Origin of the sequence: Nonomuraea sp. NPDC049646, from assembly GCF_044465525.1 — a bacterium.
Taxonomy (GTDB): domain Bacteria; phylum Actinomycetota; class Actinomycetes; order Streptosporangiales; family Streptosporangiaceae; genus Nonomuraea.
Window position 1 is genome coordinate 187,076 of the sequence record NZ_JBITLU010000018.1, and the last position, 21,466, is coordinate 208,541.

Here is a 21,466-nt window from a genome sequence, read left to right on the forward strand (position 1 = left end):
CCCGCCCTTCTCGTGCCCGCCTACGGCGCGCACTTGGTGAACCTGACCGACTTCGTCCTGGGCGAGGGGGTCAGGATCCGGTAGGTGACGGTGTGCCTGCCGGCCGCGGGCGTGATGAGCCTCCTGGAGCTCACGTAGCCGCTGCGGCTGTCCGCGGGGAAGCGGGACGAGCCGCGCTCGATCACCCTGCCGTCGTAGAGCCACTGGTAGGAGTAGACGGCGCCGGGGCGGGTGGCGTTCACCCCGGCGGCGAAGTTCACCGCGCCGGTGTAGCAGGCGACCCCGGCCGAGTTGACCGTCGAGGGGCCCTGGACGCGCACGTACGCCAGCGCGAAGGAGGCCCTGCGGGTGGTGGCGGGCGGCGTCGTGGAGCGTTCCGACGGGCCCGTGGCGGAGGGGGTGGGACGGGTCGCGCGGTGCTGCGGCGTCCTGGTGGGCCGCGACGCGGCCGTGCCGTGCCTGGACGGCCCCGCCGAGGCGGACGTGCGCACGGGTTCGCGGGCGGACCGCACCTCGGCGTCCGCCTGGCGCTTGCCGGAGTTCCACACCACGACGCCGGCCGCCACCGACACGGCCACCGCCCCGGCCGCCAGCGCCAGCACCGGCGACCGCCGTCCCGCCGCCCGCCTGGACCGGGCCGCCGGCGCGGCGGCCGGATCATCGGCCGTCCCCGCCGGGGCGTCCTCGTGGTCCTCGTGGTCCTCACGGTCCTCGGCAGGCTCCGGGCCGGCGGGGCGGGGCTCGCCCAGGACGAGCGGCAGGACGGCCGTCATGGGCGGGCGGTCCTGCGGATCCTTGGCCAGGCAGGCGCGGACGATGTCGCGCAGCGGGTCCGGCAGGTCGCCGAGCTGGGGCTCGCCGCGCAGGATGCGTCCGGCGACCGCGGCCGGGGCGTCGTCGCCGAACGGCGGCCGGCCCGTGGCCGCGAACACCATCACCGACGCCCAGGCGAAGACGTCCGCCGCCGCCCCCGCCGTTGCGCCCGCCGCCGCCCCAGCCGCCGCCCCAGCCGTCGCGCCCGCTGTGCGGCCGTCCAGTTGCTCCGGCGCCATGTACGCCACCGCGCCGCCGTCGGAGCCGTGGCCGGGCCCGGTGCCCGCGCCGGCGCGGCCGGAACCGGGGCCGGTTCCCGCGGTGCCGAAGCCGACCAGGCGCGCGCCGTCCCGGCCGAGCAGCACGCTGGACGGCTTGAGGTCGCCGTGCGTGAGCCCCGCCCGGTGCACCGCGGCCAGCCCCGTGGCCGTGCCGACCGCCAGGTGCCGCAGGTTGCCGCCGCCGAGCCGGCCCACCTCGGCCAGCGACGGCCCCTCCACGTACTCGCTCACGATGTACGACAGCCGCCCCCAGGCCGCGTCGAGCACCCGCGCGACGCCCGGCGAGTCCACCCGCCGGGCCGCCTCCGTCAGGGCGGCGAACCGTTCACCGGCCACGATCCCGTGTAGGACCTTGACGGCCACGGGCCGCCCGTCCGGCCGCTGGCCGAGGTAGACGACCCCCTGCCCGCCGGAGGCCAGCCATCCGGTGATCCGGTGGGCCCCCAAGGACGTGGGATCTCCAGGACGTAAGGGCTCGGCGTTCGGCATGAGGCGGTGACTCCTGGGACAGCAGCGGTACCGAATCATGAACTTTAGCGGGATGAATCAGGATCCGCCGCCCTCAGGTTCACCTCGCCGTTCGACGCGGGACCCGTCCTGCGCCCGTTGGACAGCCGCCGGGTTCGCATACTACGGTAATCATCAGTGCTACTGACGATCGGTGGCACTGACGATTAAGGAGTTGGGGTCATGATCCTCATCACGGGCGGGCTCGGTTTCATCGGCACGCACACCGCGCGGGCGCTGCTCGACCTCGGCGAGTCCGTCGTGCTCGTCCAGCGCCGGGCCCCCGAGGTGCCGGCGTCGCTGGCCGGGGAGGCCGAGGGGCGGCTCGTCGTCGAGCGGGCCGACCTCACCGACCGGGCGGCGCTGCTCGCCCTGGGCGACCGGCACAAGATCACTGGAATCGTGCACCTGGCGGGCTCGATGCCCTGGCCGGTCGGCGCGCACGAGCCGGTCGAGGGGGTGGAGAAGTCCGTCGCGAGCCTGCTCAACGTCTTCCACGCCGCCACCGAATGGCAGGTGTCCCGGCTCGGCCTGGCCAGCACCATCGGCGTCTACGGCGGCGTCGAGTCCCCGGGCCCGCTGGCCGAGGACCTGCCGCTGACGATGTCGGCCGGCCACCCGATCCCGACGTTCAAGAAGATCGGCGAGCTGGTGGCCGGCCATCTGGCCGAGACCGCCGGGCTGGAGGTGGTCAACCTCCGCATCGGCGCGATCTGGGGGCCGCTCGGCCACGCGCGTTCGCCGTTCTTCCTGCTGCCGCAGCTCGTGCACGCCGCCGTGCGAGGCGCCGCGCCGGACCTGACGAGTCCCGCGTGGGGCGCGTACGCCGAGGACGGCGGCGACCTGTGCTACGCCAAGGACTGCGGACGGGCCATCGCCCTGCTGCAGACGGCCGAGCGGCTGCGTCACCGCACGTACAACGTCGCCACCGGCCGGATGACCGCCAACGGCGAGGTCGCCGCGGCGATCCGGCGGGCCGTGCCCGGCGCGGACGTCGAGCTGCGCGAGGGCCGCGACCCCGCCGGCCCCGGCCGCGACCTGTGCCTCGACGTCACCCGGCTGCGCGAGGACACCGGCTTCGAGCCCGCCTACGACACCGATTCGGGGATCGCCGACTACGTCTCCTGGCTGCGCGCGGGCCACGACCGCTGACCGGGCCGATCCGCCGTGCCCGGCCCCGCGGCGCATGTGGCACCCGGCGGCTGCTCAGCGCCGGTCCAGGCACCCCTGCCTGCCCAGCAGCCGGAACGCCCGCGCGGCCTGCGGCGGCAGGCCGCGGTAGGACCTGGGGAACACCGCCCGTACGGCGGCGGGCCGGTCCGGGCCACCGCCGTACGGGCGGTGTTCGGCGGGGAGCTCGCCGTAGAGGCCACCGGCGAGGTCACCGGCGAGGTCGGTCACGGTGAGCGACGGGTTCACCACCAGGTGCTCGGCCACGATGCGCAGGGCCAGCGGGAGATATCCGCACAACCGCGTCACGCCGGCGACGGCCCCCGGCTCGGCGGCGATGCGGTCCGCACCGGCGGCGGCGGCCAGCAGGTCGGCGGACTCGTCGGCGGTCAGGGTGCCCAGGGCGAGATGGTGGGCGCCGTCACGGGCGACCAGCCCGCCCAGCCGGTGGCGGCTGGTCACCAGCACCAGGCAGCCGGGGTTGCCCGGCAGCAGCGCGCGGACCTGGTCCGTGGAGGCGGCGTCGTCCAGCAGGACGAGCATGCGCCGGCCGCCGATCAGGCTGCGGAACAGGGCCGCCCGCTCCCCCGCGTCGCCGGGCAGGCGCCGCAGGTCCGGCGCGAGGGCCCGGACGAGCTGGGCCAGCGCCTCGGCGGGCGGCAGCGGCCCACCTCCGGCGTCGGAGCCGCGCAGGTCCAGGTGGAGCTGGCCGTCCGGGAACCGGCCGGCCACCCGGTGCGCGAAGTGCACGGCGAGCGCGCTCTTGCCGACGCCGGCGACGCCGTCGATCACCGCGATCGCGATGGCGTTGCCGGAGCCCGGCAGCAGGCCCGCCAGGCGGGCCAGCTCGGCGGAACGGCCGGTGAAGCCCGGCACGTCGTGCGGGAGCTGCGCCGGACGCGGCCGCTCGGGCGGACCGGCCACGGCCAGCTCCCACAACGCCACCAGGCGCGCGGTGTCGCCGCGGCACGCCCTGCTGATGGCCTCGACGGCCTGGCGGGGCGGCAGCAGCTTGCCGCTGAGGTAGCGCTGGAGCGAGGACTTGCTGCAGTGCGTGTGCCCGGCCAGTTGCACCAGCCCGAGGCCGGAGGCGGCCTTGAGCAGGCTGAGTTCGGCCGCGAGCATGCGGGCGTGGATGCCGTTCACCACTGCGGGGCTCATTCGCCCGCCTCCTTTTCCGGTGTTCGCCCGTGAGTCAGGCGTTGGCGAAGTAGGCGTACAGGTCGACGTCGACGCTCACCTGGCCGGTGCCCTCGTTCTTGAGCACCACCGACCCGTCGGCGCGTACGGCGGCGATGATGGACCCGACGGCGTCCTTGCCCGGCGGGTAGGAGACGACGCGGGCGGTCGAGGGCCCGCTCTGCGGCAGCACCGAGACGGTCCCGGCGGCCGCTCCCCGCGCGGCCACGGTCAGCGCGACCGCGGCGACGCCGGAGGCGGGCAGGCCGGTGAAGCGCACGGTCCTGGTGCCGCCCGCCGGGATCGCCAGGGCCCGTCCCGCCGATGTGGGGCGGACGGCCTTGACCAGCGCGCCGCGCCGCTCGGCGGAGAAGTAGCCGGTGACGTCCACGGAGATCTCGACGTCGTCGTAGCCGAGGTTGTGCACGTTGATCTTGCCGTCCTGGCCCGGTTTGACGATCGTGTGGAACTGCGTGGCGAGGTTCGCCGGGTAGTCGACGTTGGCGTCTACGGGGTAGGGGTCCCCGGCGGCGTACACGCGTACGGTGCCGCTCGACGGGCTCTTCAGCACCACGGTGAGGGCGACCTGGGCGACCCCGGTGGCGGGCAGGCCGTTCATCCCGGCGACGGACAGCTCATAGTTGCCCAGCGCGGGGATGACGGTGTGGTCGGCCACCCGGGCGGGCGTGACGGGGAAGTAGGCGCCGCCCACGGCGGCTCCCGCCTTGTCGAGGGTGTGGCCGTGCGCGTCGAGCGTCACCTTGACGGGGCCCGTCCCGCGGTTGACCACCTTGATCTTCCCGTCGGCGCCGACCCTGGCGATGATCATGGTGGCGGCGTAGCGGGAGGCGTCGTAGGCGAGCACCTTGCCGTCCGGTTCCTGCTCGTCGGAGGCGTGCACGGTGATCGTCCCGGTGTTGAAGAAGTCGCCCTTGGCGCTGACGTTGAGCGCGACGGCCCGCACGCCCTGCGCGGGCAGCCCGGCCACGCCCGCCACCTGCACGGTCATGGCGGAGTTGGCGCTGATCCGGACGTTGTCCAGAACCCTGCCCCGCGAGTGGAAGTACTGGTCGGGCCCCGGCCGGGGCGTCGCGTCCAGGGCGGCGGCGTCGAGCTGGACGCGGGGCGTGGTGGCCCCGGCGTAGACGATCGCGCGCCCGGTCTCCTTGAGCTTGGCCTCCAGTGCCGCGGGCCCGAGCCCGGGGAACGCCTGGCTCAGCACCGCGAACGCCCCGGCGACGTGCGGCGCGGCCATGGACGTGCCGCTCATCGACGCCCACCGGTCGCCGGGCACGGAGGAGACGATGTCGCTGCCGGGGGCCAGGAGGTCCAGGAGCGGGCCGCGGTCGCTGAAGGAGGACAGGACGTCGGCGTCGGTGGTGCTGCCCACGGCGACGGCCGACGAGACGCAGGCGGGGGCGGCCACCGCGTTGGTGTAGCCGTCGTTGCCGGCCGCGACGACGGTGGCGACTCCGGCCGCCAGCAGGGCGTCGATGGCGGCCTTGCGCGGGTCGGTGTCGCAGGACGCGGTGTGCATGCCGCTGCCCAGGCTCAGGTTCACCGCCACGATGGGCAGGGTCGCCTTCAGCGTCTGGACCTTCTCCAGCGCGGCCAGCTGGGCGCTGGAGAAGCTGAGCAGACAGGGCGCGCCGCCGGAGCCGCAGAAGTCGTCGGAGTCGAAGCGGCTGAAGATCTGGATGGCCACCAGGCCGGCGCCCGGCGCGACCCCGCTCCCGCCGTCGCCGTCGATCCCTTCGCCGTCGCCGGCGATGATCCCGGCCACGTGCGTCCCGTGGGAGCAGTCCAGCAGCTCGTCGGAGCAGCCGCCGCTCTCGGCGTCGGCCGAGCCGGGGCCGTCCTGCTTGGGGGCGCCGTCCGGGCACAGGCTGGTGGCGGAGTAGTCGGGGTCGGCGGGCGAGAAGCACGCCTCGGCCACGACGCGGCCGCCGAGGAAGGGGTGGCCGGTGGCGACGCCGGTGTCCAGCACGGCCACGGCGGTGCCCGCGCCGGTCAGTCCGGCCGCCCTCGTGCGGTCGCCGCCGATCAGCGGGACGCTCTGCCCGAGGGCCGGCGGCACCGGCCGGTCCTCGGACACGCTGAGCACGCCCGGCCTGGCGGCGAGCCGCTGGAGGCCCGCCTGGTCGGTCCGCAGGGTGACCACGGGCAGGCGGGACAGCGTCTGGAGCACCTGGCCGGCGCCGGAGCCGGAGACGGCGGCCAGCTCGTCGCGGTCCCTGGTCACGACGTTGACCCGGAGCCTGCCTCCGGAGTCCAGCTTGCGGGCCAGTCCGGGCTCCACCCACGGCCCCGCGTCCGCCCGCTCCCCCGCCGCCCACTGTCGCGCCGCCCACTGTCCCGCCGAGGCGGCCGATGCGCCGGTCGCGACGGCGACCGAGGAGAGCAGGATCGCCGTCAGGACGAGCACGCGGTGGATGGCCGCCGTGACGGTGGCTGATCGCCTCATGAGGCTCTCCTTCGGCGCGGGACGAAGACGCCCGCGCAATGTACGCGGCCCCTGTTGCCACCCGTTTGCCAGCGACGTCAGCGCCCTTCCGCCCGGCATGCCGGGGATGCCGGGGATGCCGGGATATCTAGGACTCCGAGGGGATGCCAGGGCCGTCAGCGGCCCTCGCGGCTGCCGATCCGGCTGAAGATGGCCGTCGACTCCTGGCGGGCGGCGCCGGCGTGCGCGGCCTCGCCGTTGCGCGACTCCAGGCGGGCCAGCACGGAGAGCGTGCGGGCGCGCCACAGCGGCAGCTCCAGCGTGTCCCACAGATCGAGGGAGGCGGACAGGGCGGCTCTCGACTCGGCCGCCGCGTCCTGCTCCAGGCGCAGCTCGCCGAGCGTCCGCAGGCCGAGCGCGCGGCCGAAGCGGTCGTCCTGGCGGGTGAAGACGCGCAGGCTCGCCTGGAGCGCCCGCTCGGCCCGCGGCAGGTCGCCCAGGCGGATCCGGATCTTGGCCAGGGACTGGTCGGCGTAGGCCGTCCCGTGCGGGTCGGACAGGACGGTGAACAGGCGGCGGGACTCGCGCGTCCTGGTCGCGGCGTGCCCGTACTCGCCCCTCGCCCGGTGCACCAGCCCGATGCTGCGCTGGAGCAGCGCCTGGCAGCGCAGGTCACCGATCTTCTGGTACGTCTGCAGCGCCCGGCTGAGCAGCCACAGCGCCAGCTCGTCGTCGCCGCGCTCGCGTTCCACGAAGCCCAGCATGTAGATGGCGTGCGCGTGCCCGGCCTGGTCGCCGAGGGCGGAGAAGAGCGAGGCCGCCTCCAGCAGGTCGGTCTCCCCCTCGGCGAACCACCCTCCCTCGGCCCGTACGGTGCCCAGGCCGGACAGGGCGGCCGCCAGGTGCCGCCGGTCGCCGAGCCGCTGGAAGGCCCGCCGGGCCTCCTCGTAGGCGGCGACGGACTCGGCGAAGCGGTCCTGGGCGAAGCGGATCCGGCCGAGCCCGAGCATCACCAGCCCCTCCCCCTCCAGGTCGCCGGACCTCCTGACGGTCTCGGCGCCCCCGATGCCGCCCGGCCCGGACCGGCCGCCGAGGCGGGGGTCGCCGCGCAGGATGTCCAGGCGCAGCCGTACCAGGGCGGGGCCGGGATCGAGCCCCAGTTCCTCGCCGAGACGGGCGCGCGACCGCTCGAAGACGTCCAGGGCCTCGGCGATGCGCCCGGAGCGGTAGAGCGCGAGCATCAGCAGGCCCACCAGCCGTTCCCGCGTGGGGGCGGCCGCCACCTCCTCGGCCAGCGCGCCGAGGACCTGCCGGTGCCGGCCGAGCCGCAACGACGCCTCGGCGTGCTCCTCCAGCGCCTCTCGCCGCGCCTCCTCCAGCCGGACGCACAGCGTGTCCCGGGCCGCGCCGACCGCCGCCTCGTCGAGCACCGGCCCACGCCACAACTCCAGCGCCTGCCGCAACAGCCCGGCCTTCTCCTCGTCGTCGTCGCTGCCCCCGGCCCGCTCCCTCAGCACGGCGAACCGGTGAGCGTCCACGGCCATGGGATCGATGCGCAACCCGTAGCCGGATCCGGTGGCGAGCACCTCCACGTCGCTCCCGGCGGCGTCCGCGAGCAGGCCGCGCAGCCGGGAGACGAGCACCTGGACCTGCCTGCGCGCGCCCTGCGGCGCCCCCTCGGGCCAGAGCACCTCGACCAGGCGCTGGAGCGGGACGACCCGACCGGCCGACAGAGCCAGCACGCCGAGCAGGAGCCGCTGCTGCCGCCTGCGCAACACCACGGGCGCCCCCGCCCACCCGAACTCGACCGCCCCCAACACCCGAACGCCGTCGTACGGTGAATTGATCACTCCCCCATGATTGACCGACTGTCGAACCTCGCGGTCAACCGATATTCAACCGAGACAAATCCCGCATTTCTTCGGAGAAACCTTGGCGGCTCCGATGCGTGAGCGATATCCGACTGAGACCAACCAACTGCCGAGAGGAGGCAAGTCACATTCCGTAACGCTGCCTCGAACATGAACAGCGCGGCTCGGAGACATCCAGAAGTCGTTTCCCCGGCACCCTGGACCGGCTTCACGGGTGAAGCCGGTCCCTCCGGCGTGCGGGGCAGGCACTAATCCACGTAGCCCCTTCTGCCGTGATCGACGCGCACCCCGGAGATGATGTCCGCCTCGACGGATATGGCGACCCAGTAATCCTTCCGGCAGTTCTCGCACTCGACATAGCCGGCGCCTTCGAAATCGCCTCCTTCGGGGCGTGCCGAGGGAAATCGCAGGCCTTTCGTCCCCCACTCGACACGGTCCCCCACCCGGTAAGGCCGCAGTTCGAGAAGTCCGAACTGGAACTCCGCCTCGGCCTCGCCGGTATATCCGCACCTGGGGCACGTTTCCGTGAAGGACAGCAGGTTGTAGCTGCCCATCAGGGCATCACCCTGCGGAGGGACACCCCTGGGAGCCGGAGGGTCTGCGTGACGAAATTGGTCAGGTTCCGCTCCATCGTCACCGCGGTCATCCCGCTGGCAGCCGCGAAGCCCACCAACGCGGCGTCACCCCGTCCCTTCGCGCCCACCACGGCGTTGAAGGCCGTCCGGAATTCCGAGGAGGAAGCCCACTCCTCGGCCTGCTGACCGGTGATCGTCTGAATGTTGTTCTCCTCGAGGAAACGACGCCTTGCGTTCAGCCCGTTGGTGACGTTGAGGAATTCGTGTCGCTGGTTCGGCGTGATGTACACCGTCGAGGCGTTCTGGATCTCGGCCAGCGCCTGCTCGTGACCCCCTATCGCCTTCACCATGAGGTTGTTGTCGGCGATGATTCCGCAGTTGTGAACGAGGACCGAGGTGTCCCCGGTCACCACATAGTACGTGTGTAGGTCGGCGACGGTGAGGTTGTGGACGCGGGCGTGGGCGGTCCACGCATTGACCGCCTCGATCTGGACGTACGTGCCGGCGGCCGTACGGAGGAGTTGGCCGGGACGTAAGTCCTTGGCCTCGCGCCAGCTCCCCGCGTCCGCCACCCAGAAGGGGTGACCGTCGGTGGCGACGATGTCGCGGGTGCTGCCGTCGCCGCTGTCCACGGTGACGGTGACCAGGTTCTTGGGGCCTTCACCGGCGATGGTGGCGGTGACGTCCTTGGCCTCGGTACGGCCGGTCTCCGGGTCGGTGGCCATGACCTTGTCGCCGGGTTTCAGCTGGTCGATGCGTTTGGTCAGGCCGCCGGCGAGCAGGACCTTGGTTCCCGGGACGAAACTGTTGGACAAGGGACAGGAGCCGCCCGCCGAGGGGTTCTTGCTGCGTTTCGCGACGCGGGCCATCAGGCCGTCCAGGGCGGCGATTTTCTTGTTGATGTCGTCGATCTTGGCGTCGATGGCTTCGATGGCGCGGCGGGCCGCCTTGATGACGCCCTGGACCTTTTTGTAGATCTTGATGCCCATCCGGACCCTGGTGGCCAGTTTCCAGATCAGGCCGCCGATCTTCTTGGCCGGCACGAATTCCAGGATCAGGCTGACGCAACTGCCGACGCTGCCGCCTAAACAGCCTTTTATGTCATCTATTTTCAGGAAATCTTTGATGAATCCGATGCCTGCGGCCTTCAAGGCTTCGAGCACCGCGTTCCGTTTGGCGGTCTGCTGGTGTTGCTGCCGCTCGTTCTGTTGCGAGTCGCGGGCGTTGCCGAGGTTCTTCTTGGCTCCGCCCGGATCGCAGGGGCCCTCGCAGTCGGGGCTGTCGTAGTCCCCGGGCGCGCAGGGCGGCGCGATGGAGTGGAAGCAGCCGACGCCGGTGCAGCAGGGTTTCTTGCCGGTGGGGTCGGCCAGGGTGGGGGGATTGTTGTTGGCGTAGTTGTAGCCGTTCATCTGCTGGGAGTCGCCCATCTGGATGAGGGGGTCGACGGAGATGAAGCGGCCGGTGAGCGGGTCGTAGCTGCGGGCGCCGAGCGTGGTCAGGTCGGTGCTGGTGTCGTTGATGCCGCCGACGAATCCGCGTTGGTGGTCCTGGGGCCAGGCGCCCTGGCTGCCGCGCAGGGCGCCGAAGGGGGTGTAGCGGCGCTGGCTGAGGGCGCCGGTCTCGGCGTTGATGGCCAGTTCGGCGGTGCCGTGGTGGTCGCCGAGGACGTAGGTGACCCCGGTGGTGGTCCGCATGGCGTTGCCGACGTAGCGGCTGGCCGTGGGGCTGGTGGCCCCCTTGACCAGGTGCACCTCCAGACCGGGCAGGTACAGGGTGGTGCCGTCCTTGTCGCGCCGGATGAGCCGCTCGCCGTCGGCGGTGTAGAGGAAGCGGGTCTCGCCCTTCTTGTCGTCGTTGACCTTGACGAGCTCGCCTTCGGCGTCCCAGGTCAGCGTCTGGTTGCTCGCCTGGGTGCGGCGCTCGACGGTGTTGCCGGAGGCGTCGTAGGCGAAGGAGGCGGCACCGGGGACCGTGGTCAGGCGGTGGGCCTTGGCCGGGTCGTAGACGTAGGTGCGGTCCGACTGCTGGACGCCGCCCGCCGGGCCGGCGCCGTAGAGGGACTCGCTGCGGCGGTTGCCCGTGTCATCGTAGGTGTAGGCGGCCCGGTAGGGGGCCGGCCCGCCGACGGTGGCGTTCGCGCCGGTGGCGGCGCAGGCCGCGTCGCCGTCCTGGGTCCAGGCCTCCGACAGGCGCGACAGCTCGTCGTAGCGGAAGCACTGGTTGTCGACGCCGTCGCGGGAGGTGTCCTTGATCTGGGTGATGTTCCCGGCGGGCTGGTAGGCGTACTGGGTGCTGCGGTCGGTGCCGGTCATGCCGAAGTGCCAGGTGGTGGCCTTGGCCAGGCGGCCGGTGCCGAACTCGTAGTCGAAGGTCTGGTCGATCTGCTTGCCGTCGCCGCCGGACTGCATGCGCAGGCCGATGACCCGCCCGGTCTTGGTGTAGTCGGTGCCGACGAGGTAGGTCGACAGCTGGGACTTGGTGGAGACCAGGCGGCCGAGGTCGTCGTAGGTGTAGGCGATGTTCTCCGCCGGCAGCCCGCCGACGGCGGGGCTGCTGCTCGCGGCCACGCTGCCGTCGAGGTTGTAGCTGGTGTCGAAGACGTACCCCTGGGCGGGCGCGAGGCCGCCCTCGACGGCGGGCAGGACCACCCTGCTGCGCTGCGGGCGGTCCAGATTGTCGTACGCCTCCACCTGCGTGGTGTACCGGTCGGCGCCGACGATGCGGGTGGAGCTGGTGAGCTGGCCCTTGCGGACGGTGTCGTACACCCACTCGGCGACCTTGGTGCCGGGCGACGACGTGGTCGCGTCGTACTTGGCGACCATGCGGTCGAGCCCGTCGTACTCGATGCCGATCTTCTGGTTGCGGGCGTCGGTCATCAGGACCGGCCGGTCGAGGTTGTCGTAGGCGGTCTTCTCCACGCCGCGGTCGGGGTCGTTCGACTGCACCCGGCGGCCGAGCAGGTCGTAGCTGTAGGACCAGACCTGGTTGCCGGGGCCGGTCACCGACTCCTGCTGACCGCGGTGGTTGTAGGCGAACGTGGTGACGACCGCCCCGGCGGCCGTCTGCTGCCGGATCTCCCGGGTACGCCCGTGCACGTCGGTGTAGGTGGTGACCGGGGTGCCGCCGGACGGTGGGACGACCTTGGTCCAGTCGCCGCCGTACTCGTAGCGGGTGTTCCACAGCTCGTTGACGTCGCCGTCGCTGTTGCCGGACAGCAGCCGTTCGGCGAGCAGCCGCCCGCGGCCGTCGTAGGTGTTCCACAGCTGCGACTCCACCGCGCCCACGGTCGCCACCCCGAACCGCTTGGGCTCGGGATCGCCGTCGGCGTAGTAGGGAGCGAAGGTGTAGTGCACCTGGCCGGCACCGTTGTAGACGCTGTCGGAGACGATCCGGCCCCTGGTGTCGCCGTTCTTGCCGGGGGCCTGCGACTGCCTGGGCCGCAGCCAGCCGTCGAACAGCGTGTACGACGTCTGCTGGCCGCCCTCGTTGGTCAGCGTCTTCGCGCCCACGGCCACGATCGCGCCGGCGTCGACGAGGTACTGGTACTCGTTGTCGGGCGTCATGCTGGTCGTGCGGCCCGGCCCCCAGACCTTGGCGGTGCGGCCCAGCGCGTCCCGCTGGGCGATCGTCACCTTGCCGGCCGCGCTGGTCTCCTTGGTCGCCAGGCCCCACGCCGGGTCGAGCACCCGGGTCGTGACCATGGCCGAGTCGGGGTCGTCGGCGCGGGCCCGCGGGGTGGTGGTGACCACCTGCGTGGTGACGCCGTGCGCCTCGGTGTAGTCGGTGGAGGTGGTCAGCCCGGCGGCGTCGGCGACGGTCTCGGGGCGTCCCAGGTCGTCGTAGGTCGACCGGGCGATCACCTGGTAGCCGGTGATGGCGGTCGCCGAGGCGGCGTTCCCGCGTTCGGTCCTGGTCACGTCGCCGTGCTCCGGCGCGGCTTTGAACGCCTTGCCGTCGTAGTAGGTGCGGGCGTCGGCGATCAGGTCGGTGAGCAGGTTCGGGGTGTCGGCGCAGCGGCGGGCCACCGTGGTCACCCGGGCCGGCAGGCGCAGCACCCGCGCCCCGTCCGCGGTCAGCTCCGTCCTGGTGCACTCCTCGTCGCCGGCGACGCCCACCTCGCCCTCGTCGTCGGTGGTCAGCGCGGCGCCGGTGGTCAGGTCGAACTCGGTCACGGTCGAGCGGGTCTGCTGCCAGGACAGGCCGACCAGGCCGAAGGTGCGGGTGGACCTGGTGCCGGTCAGGTTGGCGGTGATCGTGCCCCACGGGCGGGACCTGGAGGCCGTCTGGTGGTACCACGGCGTGCTGACCGACTTGCTCACCGGCACGCCGCCGGCCTTGTCGTAGGTCACGGTGCGCAGCGTCGTGCCGTGCAGGGACTCGTGGTCGGGGTACGTGCCGCCCTCGCCGTCGTCCACGGTGACGGTCTTGGCGCCGCCGGAGACCGACGCGCGGTCGCCGTTCATGCCCTGGAAGTACCAGTAGTCGGTCTGGGACGGGGTGCCGCCGCTGGCCGCGCTGGTGGCCCCGCCGATCACCCGGACCTTGTCGAAGCCGCGCCAGTTCGACCACGTCTTGAACTTCTCCGGCGTGATGCCGTCGTCGTCGGCGTAGTGCCAGGCGGGCTTGCCGATGCTGTAGTCGTAGCGGGTGACCATGTCCGACCCGCCGCCGGTCAGGTCGGTCTGGATCAGCTCGCGGACGACGTACTTGTGGAACCAGTCCAGGCTCGGGTCGGCGCCGCCGTTGGAGTTCTGCCAGAACGTCGGGAAGCACAGCCGCCGGTTGGTCGCCGGTTGCGGCAGGTCGGAGGGGCTGCAGTCCATCCCCGAGTACGTGACGTCGAGCTTGCCGCCGGTCTCGTTCTGGATCGAGGCCACCCGCTCCTTGACGAACGGGCCGACGTCGTCGCCGAGCTTGTCCACCCGGTTGGCCAGCTGCTGGTAGACGAAGCTCACCGGCGGCATGGTGACCGGCGCCGCCCCGGCGAGCCCGGTGTGGACGATGTCGGTGAGCTTGAGCTGCCGGTCCACGTCGGCGATGCCCCACAGGTGCTTGAACTCCCAGGAGTCCACGTCGCGGTGGCCGGTGCCGGCCGCGTTGACGACCTTGGTGGTGACCTTCGTCAGGCGCTTGCGGGTCCAGAAGCTCGGCGAGGCCGTCCCCTTGCCGTCCTTGCACTCGGTGCCCTCGTCGCAGTTCATGTCCCAGGGCACGTCGGGCCAGCGGGCCGGATGGGCGGAGATGTCGGCGCACTCGGCGGCGGTCAGCAGGCAGCGCTCGGCGTTGGCGAAGTCGACCCGCGCGGGCGGCGTGGCCGGGAAGAGGTCGCCGCGGCGCAGGCCGTACTGGATGGAGGTCAGGTAGCCGCCGCGGTCGTAGGCGGTGTCGTCGGCGGCGCGCAGGTTGCGGCCGTAACGGTTCTGCTCCTTGGCGTAGTAGAAGGTCACCGCGTTGCCGTGGGTGTCCTCGATGTAGTCGAGGTTCCACCGCCAGCTCTGACGGCACCAGGAGTCCTTGAAGGCGTCCTTGTGGCAGGGTTCGCCGGCGTCGTCGCCGAACACCGGGACGTCCCAGGCGGAGTTCGTCTGGGGTCTGCCGGAGGTCCAGCCCGGCAGGCGGTTCTTGCCGAAGTAGTACTGGGTGCCGTCGGCGGTGGTCACGCGCCAGTACTCGTTGTCCTCGTCGCCGTTGGCGGTGTCGGCGGCGGTGCCGGTGAGGCGCTGGACCCGGGTGCCGTCGTCCCTGGCCAGGACCCAGGTGTCGGGGCCGGTCGGGACGAGCTCGCCGCCCGACCCGCCGAGGGCGAGCGTGGCGTTGTCGTAGGCCCAGCACTGGTCCATCGGCTCGACCTGGTAGGTCGGGTCCTTGGGGACGCCGTCGTCCTTGCAGGACTTGTACTTGCGCTCGATGTACCCGGGCGACAGCTCGAACCCGTCGCCGAGCCAGGACGCCTGGTTGTTGGTGGTCGCGGTGCGCCCGTCGATGGCGGCCGCGGAGTAGTTGACCACCAGGTTCGGCACCAGCCCGCCCGGCACCGGCGGCACCCGCAGCGGGTAGGACCAGGTGAAGTCGCCCGTCTGCGGGCTGACCTGCCAGGTCGCCGACGGCGACAGCGAGGTGACGCCGAAGTCGCCCTTGTCCCCCGACGTCCCGGAGGTCACGGCCAGCACCATGGGCTCGGCGGCGAGGTCGACGTCGGCGCTGAGCGTCCTGGCCGCGGTGTCGTTGCGGCCCTTCAGCGGCACGGCCCGGCGGCACTCGGCCTTGTCCGGGCTGGTCAGGGCACATGCGGGCAGGGCCGCCAGGCGCGCCCGGGAACCGAAGCCGCCTCCGTAGGCTTCGGCGAAGGGGGCGTAGTCCACCTTCATCGTGACCTTGCCGGGCGGTCCCGACGTGCGGGCCGCGGTGAAGATCGGGCCGCCGACCCCCGCGCGCTGCGAGGCCGCGCGGTCGTGGGTCTGGATCCGCGCCCGCCCGGCGGCGGAGGCGTCGGCCGACGTGGCCGCCAGGGCGCCCGCCTTGCGGGCGGACGCCGGCGGCGCCGCCAGATCCACCTCGACCGTGCCGGGCGTAGGCCAGGCCGCCACGGGGTCGGGGGCCTTGCGTTCGGTGATCCGTGGTTTCACCGCCGCGGGCCGGCCGGGCACGACCCGTTCCCGGTCGACGGGCTTGGGCCGATCTCGCTCGGCGGCGGCGCTCGCGGAGGGGAGCGTCGCGGGCACGACCATCAGGCCGGCCGTGAGCAGCAACGTGAGGGCCGCGCGGAGCGGCCGGGACCAGGAAGAGCGACGTCGGCGTGCGGCATGGACGCGCATGCCGTACCTCCCAGGGAAGAGAGCGGAAGCGGCAGGAGGGACGGCGGGGGCGCCGGCGCGACGCCCCCGCACCGGGGTCAGTCAGGGGTGTTGTCGTTGAGCGCGTCCTCGGAGACGGTCGTCATCTCCGACCACAGGGACAACAGGTCGATCAGGCTCTCGTCCGCGGGGCCGCGCAGCACCCACACGTCGTCGACGTGGCCCGCCCAGTTCAGGCCCGTCCCGCCGCGGCCGAGCTGGGCCGAGGTGATGGGGCCCGCCAGGGTGACGTCGTTGCGGTAGGACTTGACCTCGGCCTCCGGAGCCGCTTCGAGGGCGCCGTTCACCCAGAACTCCAGCGTCTTCTCGCGGGCCCGGTAGACGACCGCCAGGTGGTCCCAGTCGCCGAACCCGGTGTGGAAGGCGGGGTGTTCCACGGCGGCGCCGCCGGGGAGCTCCACGACGTACCGGCCGGTCTCGCCCATGTCCGGGTCGCCGCGGGCGGGGTCGAACGTGACCGTCAGCGCGCTGCCGGTGGCCATGGGCAGGTTCAGCAGGGTCATCGCCTTGCGCGCCTGGCCGCTGGTCTCCACCCAGGCCGACAGGGTGAAGCTCTCCCTCGGGTCCAGCACGGCCGACTCGACGGCCGCGTAGTCGCCGGTCGCGCCCGGCAGGCGCAGGGAGCCGGGCACGGCGCTGTTGCTCATGGGGGTCCTGGCCGCGAAGCGGGCCGCGCCGTACAGCTTGACGGGGATTCTCGGCGCCTCGCCGCTGTCGTCGGGGACGTTGTTGAGGTGCCACTTGTGCGTCACCGTCAGCATCTCCTTGGACAGCGCCGCCGCCTCCTCGACGCTGACGATCCGGTCGTAGACGCGGACGTCGTCGATCTTGCCGGGGAAGTGGTCGAGCTGCTGGGCGCCCCACAGGACCCGGCCGATGGTGAGCGGGCCGCTGGCCGCCCAGGCGCTGGTGTAGTCCATCTCGGTGCCGGGCTCGCCGTTGACGTAGATGCGCACCTTCTTGGCCACCGCGTCGAAGACGCCCATCAGGTGCGTCCATTCGCCAGGTCTGGCCTGTTTCGCCGACCACGCGCTGGACGAGGCCGCCGAGGTCGAGTCGGCGTTCATGCGCCAGAACACCCATTTGCGGTTCGGCGCGTCGTAGCGCAGGCAGAAGCCGGACACGTTGGCGCCGTCCTGGGCCAGCACGGTGGCGTAGGACGCGGGCAGGACGTCCGGCAGCTTGGCCCACGCCGTCACCGTGAAGCTCTTGGTGGTGTCGAGCACCGCGGCGTCGGTGCGGGCGTAGGCGGTGGTGCCGTTGCCGGCCATCGCCGTGCCGCGCGATCCGGCCACGCCGAGCTGCGGCGCGCCCGCGACGCGGGCCGGGTAACGGCCGCCGGTCTCCGCCAGGGTGGTGGCGCCGGCCGGGTCGTTGAGCTTCCAGTGGGCCTTCGGCCCGCGGCCGGGCGCGACCCGGAACCGGTAGACGGCCGAGCCCTTGGAGTAGTTGCCCGCCTGGTCCCTGACGCGGACGTAGAGGCTGTTGCTGCCGACGACCTTGGGCAGGATCTGCACCGTCTCGGTGGCGCTGCCCGCGGTCCGCTTGCGGAACACGGTGGGGTCGTCGTTGACCGCGTACGCCCACTCGGTCACCGACGGGTCGAAGGTGATGACGAACCGGCCGTGGCGGCCCATGCCGTCCTGCGGCGTCTGCGCCGGGTCGAGGGGGTTCTCCGCGACGTACCCGTCGGCCGCCGACGAGGTGATCACCGGCAGCGGCGGCGCCTTGGTGTCGAAGACGAAGTAGCAGGCGGTCGCCGCCCCGGCCGAGCTCCACGGCCCCTTGCCCTTGCGGCTGTCCTGGGCGCGGACCTGCCAGTTGACGACGGTGTTCTCCGGCAGCAGCCCGCGCGGCACCTGCGCCATGAAGCTGTTGCCCGCCTTGCCGGACCTGGCGCTCTTGGCCGGCGTGAGGTACCGCCATTCCTTGTTCTGGCCGGCGGCGTTCTTCCACGACACCAGGAACTCGGCCTGCACCTTGTCGGCCGTGCGGTTGTAGGTGTCGGGGTCGCGCAGGTTCTTGGCGATCAGCTTGGGCGTGGACCAGTTGAACACCGACGGGTTGCCCGGCCCCTTGCACGGGCCGCCCGGCTCCATCTCCAGCTGGCTCATCCTCGGCTGCAGCGGCGGCCGGTTGTAGTGCACCCGCAGGTAGGCGCGCGACTCGAAGCGCTTCCAGCCGAGCTGGTCGCCCTCGTCGGCGGCGCGCAGGCCGAACGTGGTGTCCCGCCAGCCCTTCTGCGCCGCCTCCCGGACGCCCGAGGTCACGTTGAACAGCACGTCACCGGCCGGGCAGGACTTGGCGGCGCATCCCGACCAGCCCTTGGCCACGTTGCGGCCGTCCAGCTTGCGCAGCCAGTTGTCGGAGGTGGAGTTCCAGGTGGAGTTCTTGCCGAACGCCTTGGCCAGGTGGATGTTGACCGGCCGCTTGCTGCCGGAGGCGGCCCACACCTCCCGTACGTGGAACTCGGCGGACAGGACCTGCTTGCCGGCCAGCCAGCCGGTGGGGATGCGGTAGAACAGCCGCTTCTTGTGCGGGGAGCCGCAGCTCTTGCCGCTGGAGGGCAGGCCGATCGGGCACCGGCCCATGCCCTGGTCCTTGGTGAAGTTGTAGATCTCGAACCCGCTGCTGGCCACCATGAGGTTCGCCGAGCTCATCGGCGTGCGGTACATCGGGTCGATGTAGACGGGGAACGTCGTGTCGGCCGCGGTCAGCATGGCCGGGTCCGGGGTCAGCGTGAGCTGTCCCTGAGCCAGGTCGGCGCCGATCGTGGCGATCTTCGACGCGTCGCCGGGGGCGCCGTCCGTGGCGTGGGTGGTCGGCGGGTCGACGGGGCCGTCCTCGCCCACCATGCCCGTGCCCGCCGCGGGGGGCGCGGCCGCCGAGTCCCACATGACGGGCTTGGGCGCCTCGAAGATCACCGCGCCGTTGTCGGGGTCGACCGCCTCCTGCGTGCCGTCGGCGCCGGTGCTCACCGTCAGCGTCGGCGCGGACAGGCCGAGGGTCAGCCTGGCCAGCCGGGGGTCCTGGGCGGCGGCGGGCGTCTTCACCACCAGCGTGTGCGCGAAGCCGTCCGCGGTGGCCCGCACGCGCAGGTCGACGTCCGGCCCGAGCACGCCGGCGTACACGGCGGTGTCGCCGTCCAGGCTGGGCGTGGGCAGCGCGGCCGGCCAGGTCAGCGACATGGTGTGGCCGGAGCGGGTGAGCGTGGCCATCGGCCCCGTCCCGCCGGCCGACAGCCTGAGGTCCACCAGCGAGGAGTACGGCCGGACCGTCCCGTCCTGGAACCGCAGGCCGTTGTACAGGGGGACCCACGTGTCGCCCTGCTTCCGCCTGATCGGGGCGAGCCGGTCGTTGACGTACATCGTGCCTTCGGGGGTGGCGTACACCTCGCGCGTCTCGCCCCGCTCGGCCAGCACCTCCACCAGTTGCCCCGTGGCCTCGGCGGCGGCCAGCGCCTCGGCCTCGCTCTGCTTGGGGTCGGTGGAAACGGTCCACTTCTGCTCGGTCAGCGAGACGTTGTCCAGGAAGGCCGTCAGCGCGCCCTGGCCGCCGAGCTGGAAGGTGAGCGCCCCCGTGGTGGTGTCGGCGGTGGAGTCGAAGGTGTAGGAGAAGTGCTGCGGCTGGTCGGGCAGCTCCACGTCCGTGGCGAAGATCTCCGGGCAGGTCTCGGCGTCCTCGCAGAGCACGGCCCTGATGGTCGCCGCGGCGGTGGCGTGGGCGTCGAAGGAGAGCGTGTACGTCTTCTTGGCCTGCAACGTGCGCCCGAGCTGGCGCAGGTGGGCCTGCCCCGGTTCGGTGGTGCCGTCGGCCACGGTGACCTTGAGCACGCCGTCCTCGACCGCCGCCGTGGCCGGCCCGGCGGCCTCCCATGACGTGGCGTCCGTGGTGAACTCCCCGTTGAGCAGCAGCTTCTTGCTGAACGAGCCCCGTCCGTAGAAGGCGACCTTCTGGTACGTCCAGCCTTCGGCGAGCGCGCGCGCCTTCTCCGCCTCGCCGACCGCGTACCGGTGGGAGGGGCCCTTGACGAGCTGGTGGACCGGGAGCAGCCCGTCGCCGCCCGCGGCCTGCGCGTGGAAGCGGACGCCCTCGTCCACGTAGCCCTGCGCGACGGCCTGGTCGCGCTCGCCCTGGTCGAGGGTGAAGATGCGGTCGCCGCCCGCCTTGCGCAGGCCGGAGACCGGCGACAGCCCGGAGACCGCCTCGCGCGAGACGTGCAGCACCTGGCCCTCAGGGGTGTAACCCCACTTCGTCACCGCGCTGTCGTACTCCGTCTCCCAGGAGGTGAACAGCGTGTTGTCGGTGCCGGTGGTGCCCCGTAGCCGGAACAGGGGTTTGACCATCCACGCGGTGGCGGCGTCCACCGCTTCGGCGTCCGCCGCTTCGGCGACCGCCCGCGGCGGCGTCCACACCGTGCCGGCCAGGCCGCCCACGGCCAGCGACGCCGCTGCCAGGACGGCCGTCCACCTTCGTAACCCCATGCGTACTCCCCTGGTGCACGATCACGTGGCCTGCGTTCCGCCACAGCATCGATCGGGCCGGGCCGCCGGGGTAGGCCGCGGCGACCGGTTGGGAAAACGTGGGAAACGCTTCCCGCCCGGCCCCTCTCCGGCGGGCCCGGCGTGGCAGCATGAACGCGACCGCTGACACCCCCGCCGGGAAGGGCCCCCATGAACACCGCGGACCTGTACGACGAGCGCGGCGACGAGCTCGACTCCTGCGACCTGCAGCTGCGCCAGTACGGCGGCCGCCGCGCCTTCCACGGCACGATCGCCACCGTGCGCTGCCACCAGGACAACGCCCTGCTCAAGGCGGTCCTGTCGGAGCCCGGCGAGGGCCGGGTCCTGGTGGTGGACGGCGGCGGCTCGCTGCACGCCGCGCTGATGGGCGACATGATCGCGGGCGCGGCGGTGGCGGCCGGGTGGGCGGGCGTGGTGATCCACGGAGCTGTCCGGGACGTGACCGCGCTGCGCGAGCTCGACCTCGGCGTCAAGGCCCTGGGTTCCAACCCGCGCAAGAGCGGCAAGACGGGCGCGGGCGAGCGGGACGTGCCGGTGACGTTCGGCGGCGCCACGTTCTCGCCGGGGGCCGAGCTGTTCAGCGACGACGACGGCATCCTGGTCACCCGCGTACCGGGCTGACCGGGCCGCCGCGCGGGCTTCCACGCGGACGCCGGGGTGTGGTTTCGTGACAGGACATCACGATCCGGAGGCGGACCATGGCATTCCAGCTCATCGTTCTCTACCACCACCCCGAGGACGTCGCGGCCTTCGACCGGCACTACGACGAGATCCACGCGCCCCTGGCGGCCAAGCTGCCCGGCCTGCGGGCCTACACCGTCCAGCGGCCGGTGGCCGGCGGCGGCCAGCGGCCCGCCTACCACCTGGTGGCGGTGCTGACCTGGGACGACGAGCAGGCGTTCATCGCGGCGATGAGCAGCGAGGAGGGGCAGGCGGCGGTCGCCGACGTGGGCGAGTTCGCCGGGTCGGGGGTCACGATGACGACCGGGCCGTCGAGCTCGGTGCTCTGAGCATGCGAGAAGGGCGTCCCCCGGCGGGAGACGCCCTTCTGCTGTTCGCGCGCGCTACTTCTTGACCGACACCGGAGCCGTGCCGGTGTCCTGCTGACGCCAGGCGCCCGTCTCGAACGCCACCGGAGCGGCCTTCCTGCCCACACCGTCACCCCACTTGGTGACCACGTACTGGATCTTGATGTGGCCCTCGCCCTTCACCCCGTCCACACCCAGCGTGTCGGGGTTGAAGCGGCCGCC

Annotated in this window: 10 protein-coding genes and 1 pseudogene; 3 read left to right on the top strand and 8 right to left on the bottom strand. The window is 72.6% G+C overall.

Annotated elements, in window-relative coordinates:
* Positions 1–20: 20 nt before the first annotated feature.
* Positions 21–1,583, bottom strand: coding sequence for a serine/threonine-protein kinase (locus tag ACIBQ8_RS40930; protein WP_397194725.1), 1,563 nt, complete (start codon positions 1,581–1,583; stop codon positions 21–23).
* A gap of 201 nt (positions 1,584–1,784) precedes the next feature.
* Between ACIBQ8_RS40930 and ACIBQ8_RS40935 the strand changes: the two genes are divergently transcribed.
* Positions 1,785–2,753 (top strand): NAD-dependent epimerase/dehydratase family protein, encoded by a 969-nt coding sequence (locus ACIBQ8_RS40935; protein ID WP_397194726.1) that lies wholly within the window; start codon positions 1,785–1,787, stop codon positions 2,751–2,753.
* A 54-nt stretch (positions 2,754–2,807) separates the two neighbouring features.
* Here ACIBQ8_RS40935 and ACIBQ8_RS40940 read toward each other — a convergent pair whose 3' ends face one another.
* From ACIBQ8_RS40940 to ACIBQ8_RS40965, 6 genes are all read right to left on the bottom strand, one after another.
* Positions 2,808–3,932 carry a helix-turn-helix domain-containing protein gene (locus ACIBQ8_RS40940; RefSeq protein WP_397194727.1) on the bottom strand — a complete coding sequence of 375 codons (1,125 nt, stop codon included), beginning with the start codon at positions 3,930–3,932 and terminating at the stop codon, positions 2,808–2,810.
* Between the two features lie 34 nt (positions 3,933–3,966).
* Positions 3,967–6,414 (bottom strand): S8 family peptidase, encoded by a 2,448-nt coding sequence (locus tag ACIBQ8_RS40945; RefSeq protein WP_397194728.1) that lies wholly within the window; start codon positions 6,412–6,414, stop codon positions 3,967–3,969.
* Between the two features lie 155 nt (positions 6,415–6,569).
* Positions 6,570–8,243 carry a BTAD domain-containing putative transcriptional regulator gene (locus ACIBQ8_RS40950; RefSeq protein WP_397194729.1) on the bottom strand — a complete coding sequence of 558 codons (1,674 nt, stop codon included), beginning with the start codon at positions 8,241–8,243 and terminating at the stop codon, positions 6,570–6,572.
* Between the two features lie 269 nt (positions 8,244–8,512).
* A complete protein-coding gene (locus ACIBQ8_RS40955; protein WP_397177308.1) occupies positions 8,513–8,818 on the bottom strand; it encodes a hypothetical protein in 306 nt (101 codons plus the stop codon).
* A complete protein-coding gene (locus ACIBQ8_RS40960; RefSeq protein ID WP_397177306.1) occupies positions 8,818–15,561 on the bottom strand; it encodes a polymorphic toxin-type HINT domain-containing protein in 6,744 nt (2,247 codons plus the stop codon). Before ACIBQ8_RS40960 ends, ACIBQ8_RS40955 begins: the two co-directional genes overlap by 1 nt.
* A 170-nt stretch (positions 15,562–15,731) precedes the next feature.
* Positions 15,732–20,177, bottom strand: a complete 4,446-nt coding sequence (locus ACIBQ8_RS40965) for a LamG-like jellyroll fold domain-containing protein (protein WP_397194730.1) — start codon at positions 20,175–20,177, stop codon at positions 15,732–15,734.
* A 189-nt stretch (positions 20,178–20,366) separates the two neighbouring features.
* Here ACIBQ8_RS40965 and rraA point away from each other — a divergent pair, with 189 nt between their 5' ends.
* Together rraA and ACIBQ8_RS40975 are read left to right on the top strand one after the other, a co-directional pair.
* The gene (rraA, locus tag ACIBQ8_RS40970) at positions 20,367–20,837 is read left to right on the top strand and encodes a ribonuclease E activity regulator RraA (protein WP_397194731.1); all 471 of its coding nucleotides are present in this window, start codon (positions 20,367–20,369) and stop codon (positions 20,835–20,837) included.
* A gap of 77 nt (positions 20,838–20,914) precedes the next feature.
* On the top strand, positions 20,915–21,226 hold the full coding sequence (locus tag ACIBQ8_RS40975) for an EthD family reductase (RefSeq protein WP_397194732.1): 312 nt from the start codon (positions 20,915–20,917) through the stop codon (positions 21,224–21,226).
* Positions 21,227–21,280: 54 nt separating this feature from the next.
* On the opposite strand, the pseudogene ACIBQ8_RS40980 reads toward ACIBQ8_RS40975, so the two are convergent.
* Positions 21,281–21,466 (bottom strand): annotated as a pseudogene (locus ACIBQ8_RS40980) (hypothetical protein); the annotation flags it as partial.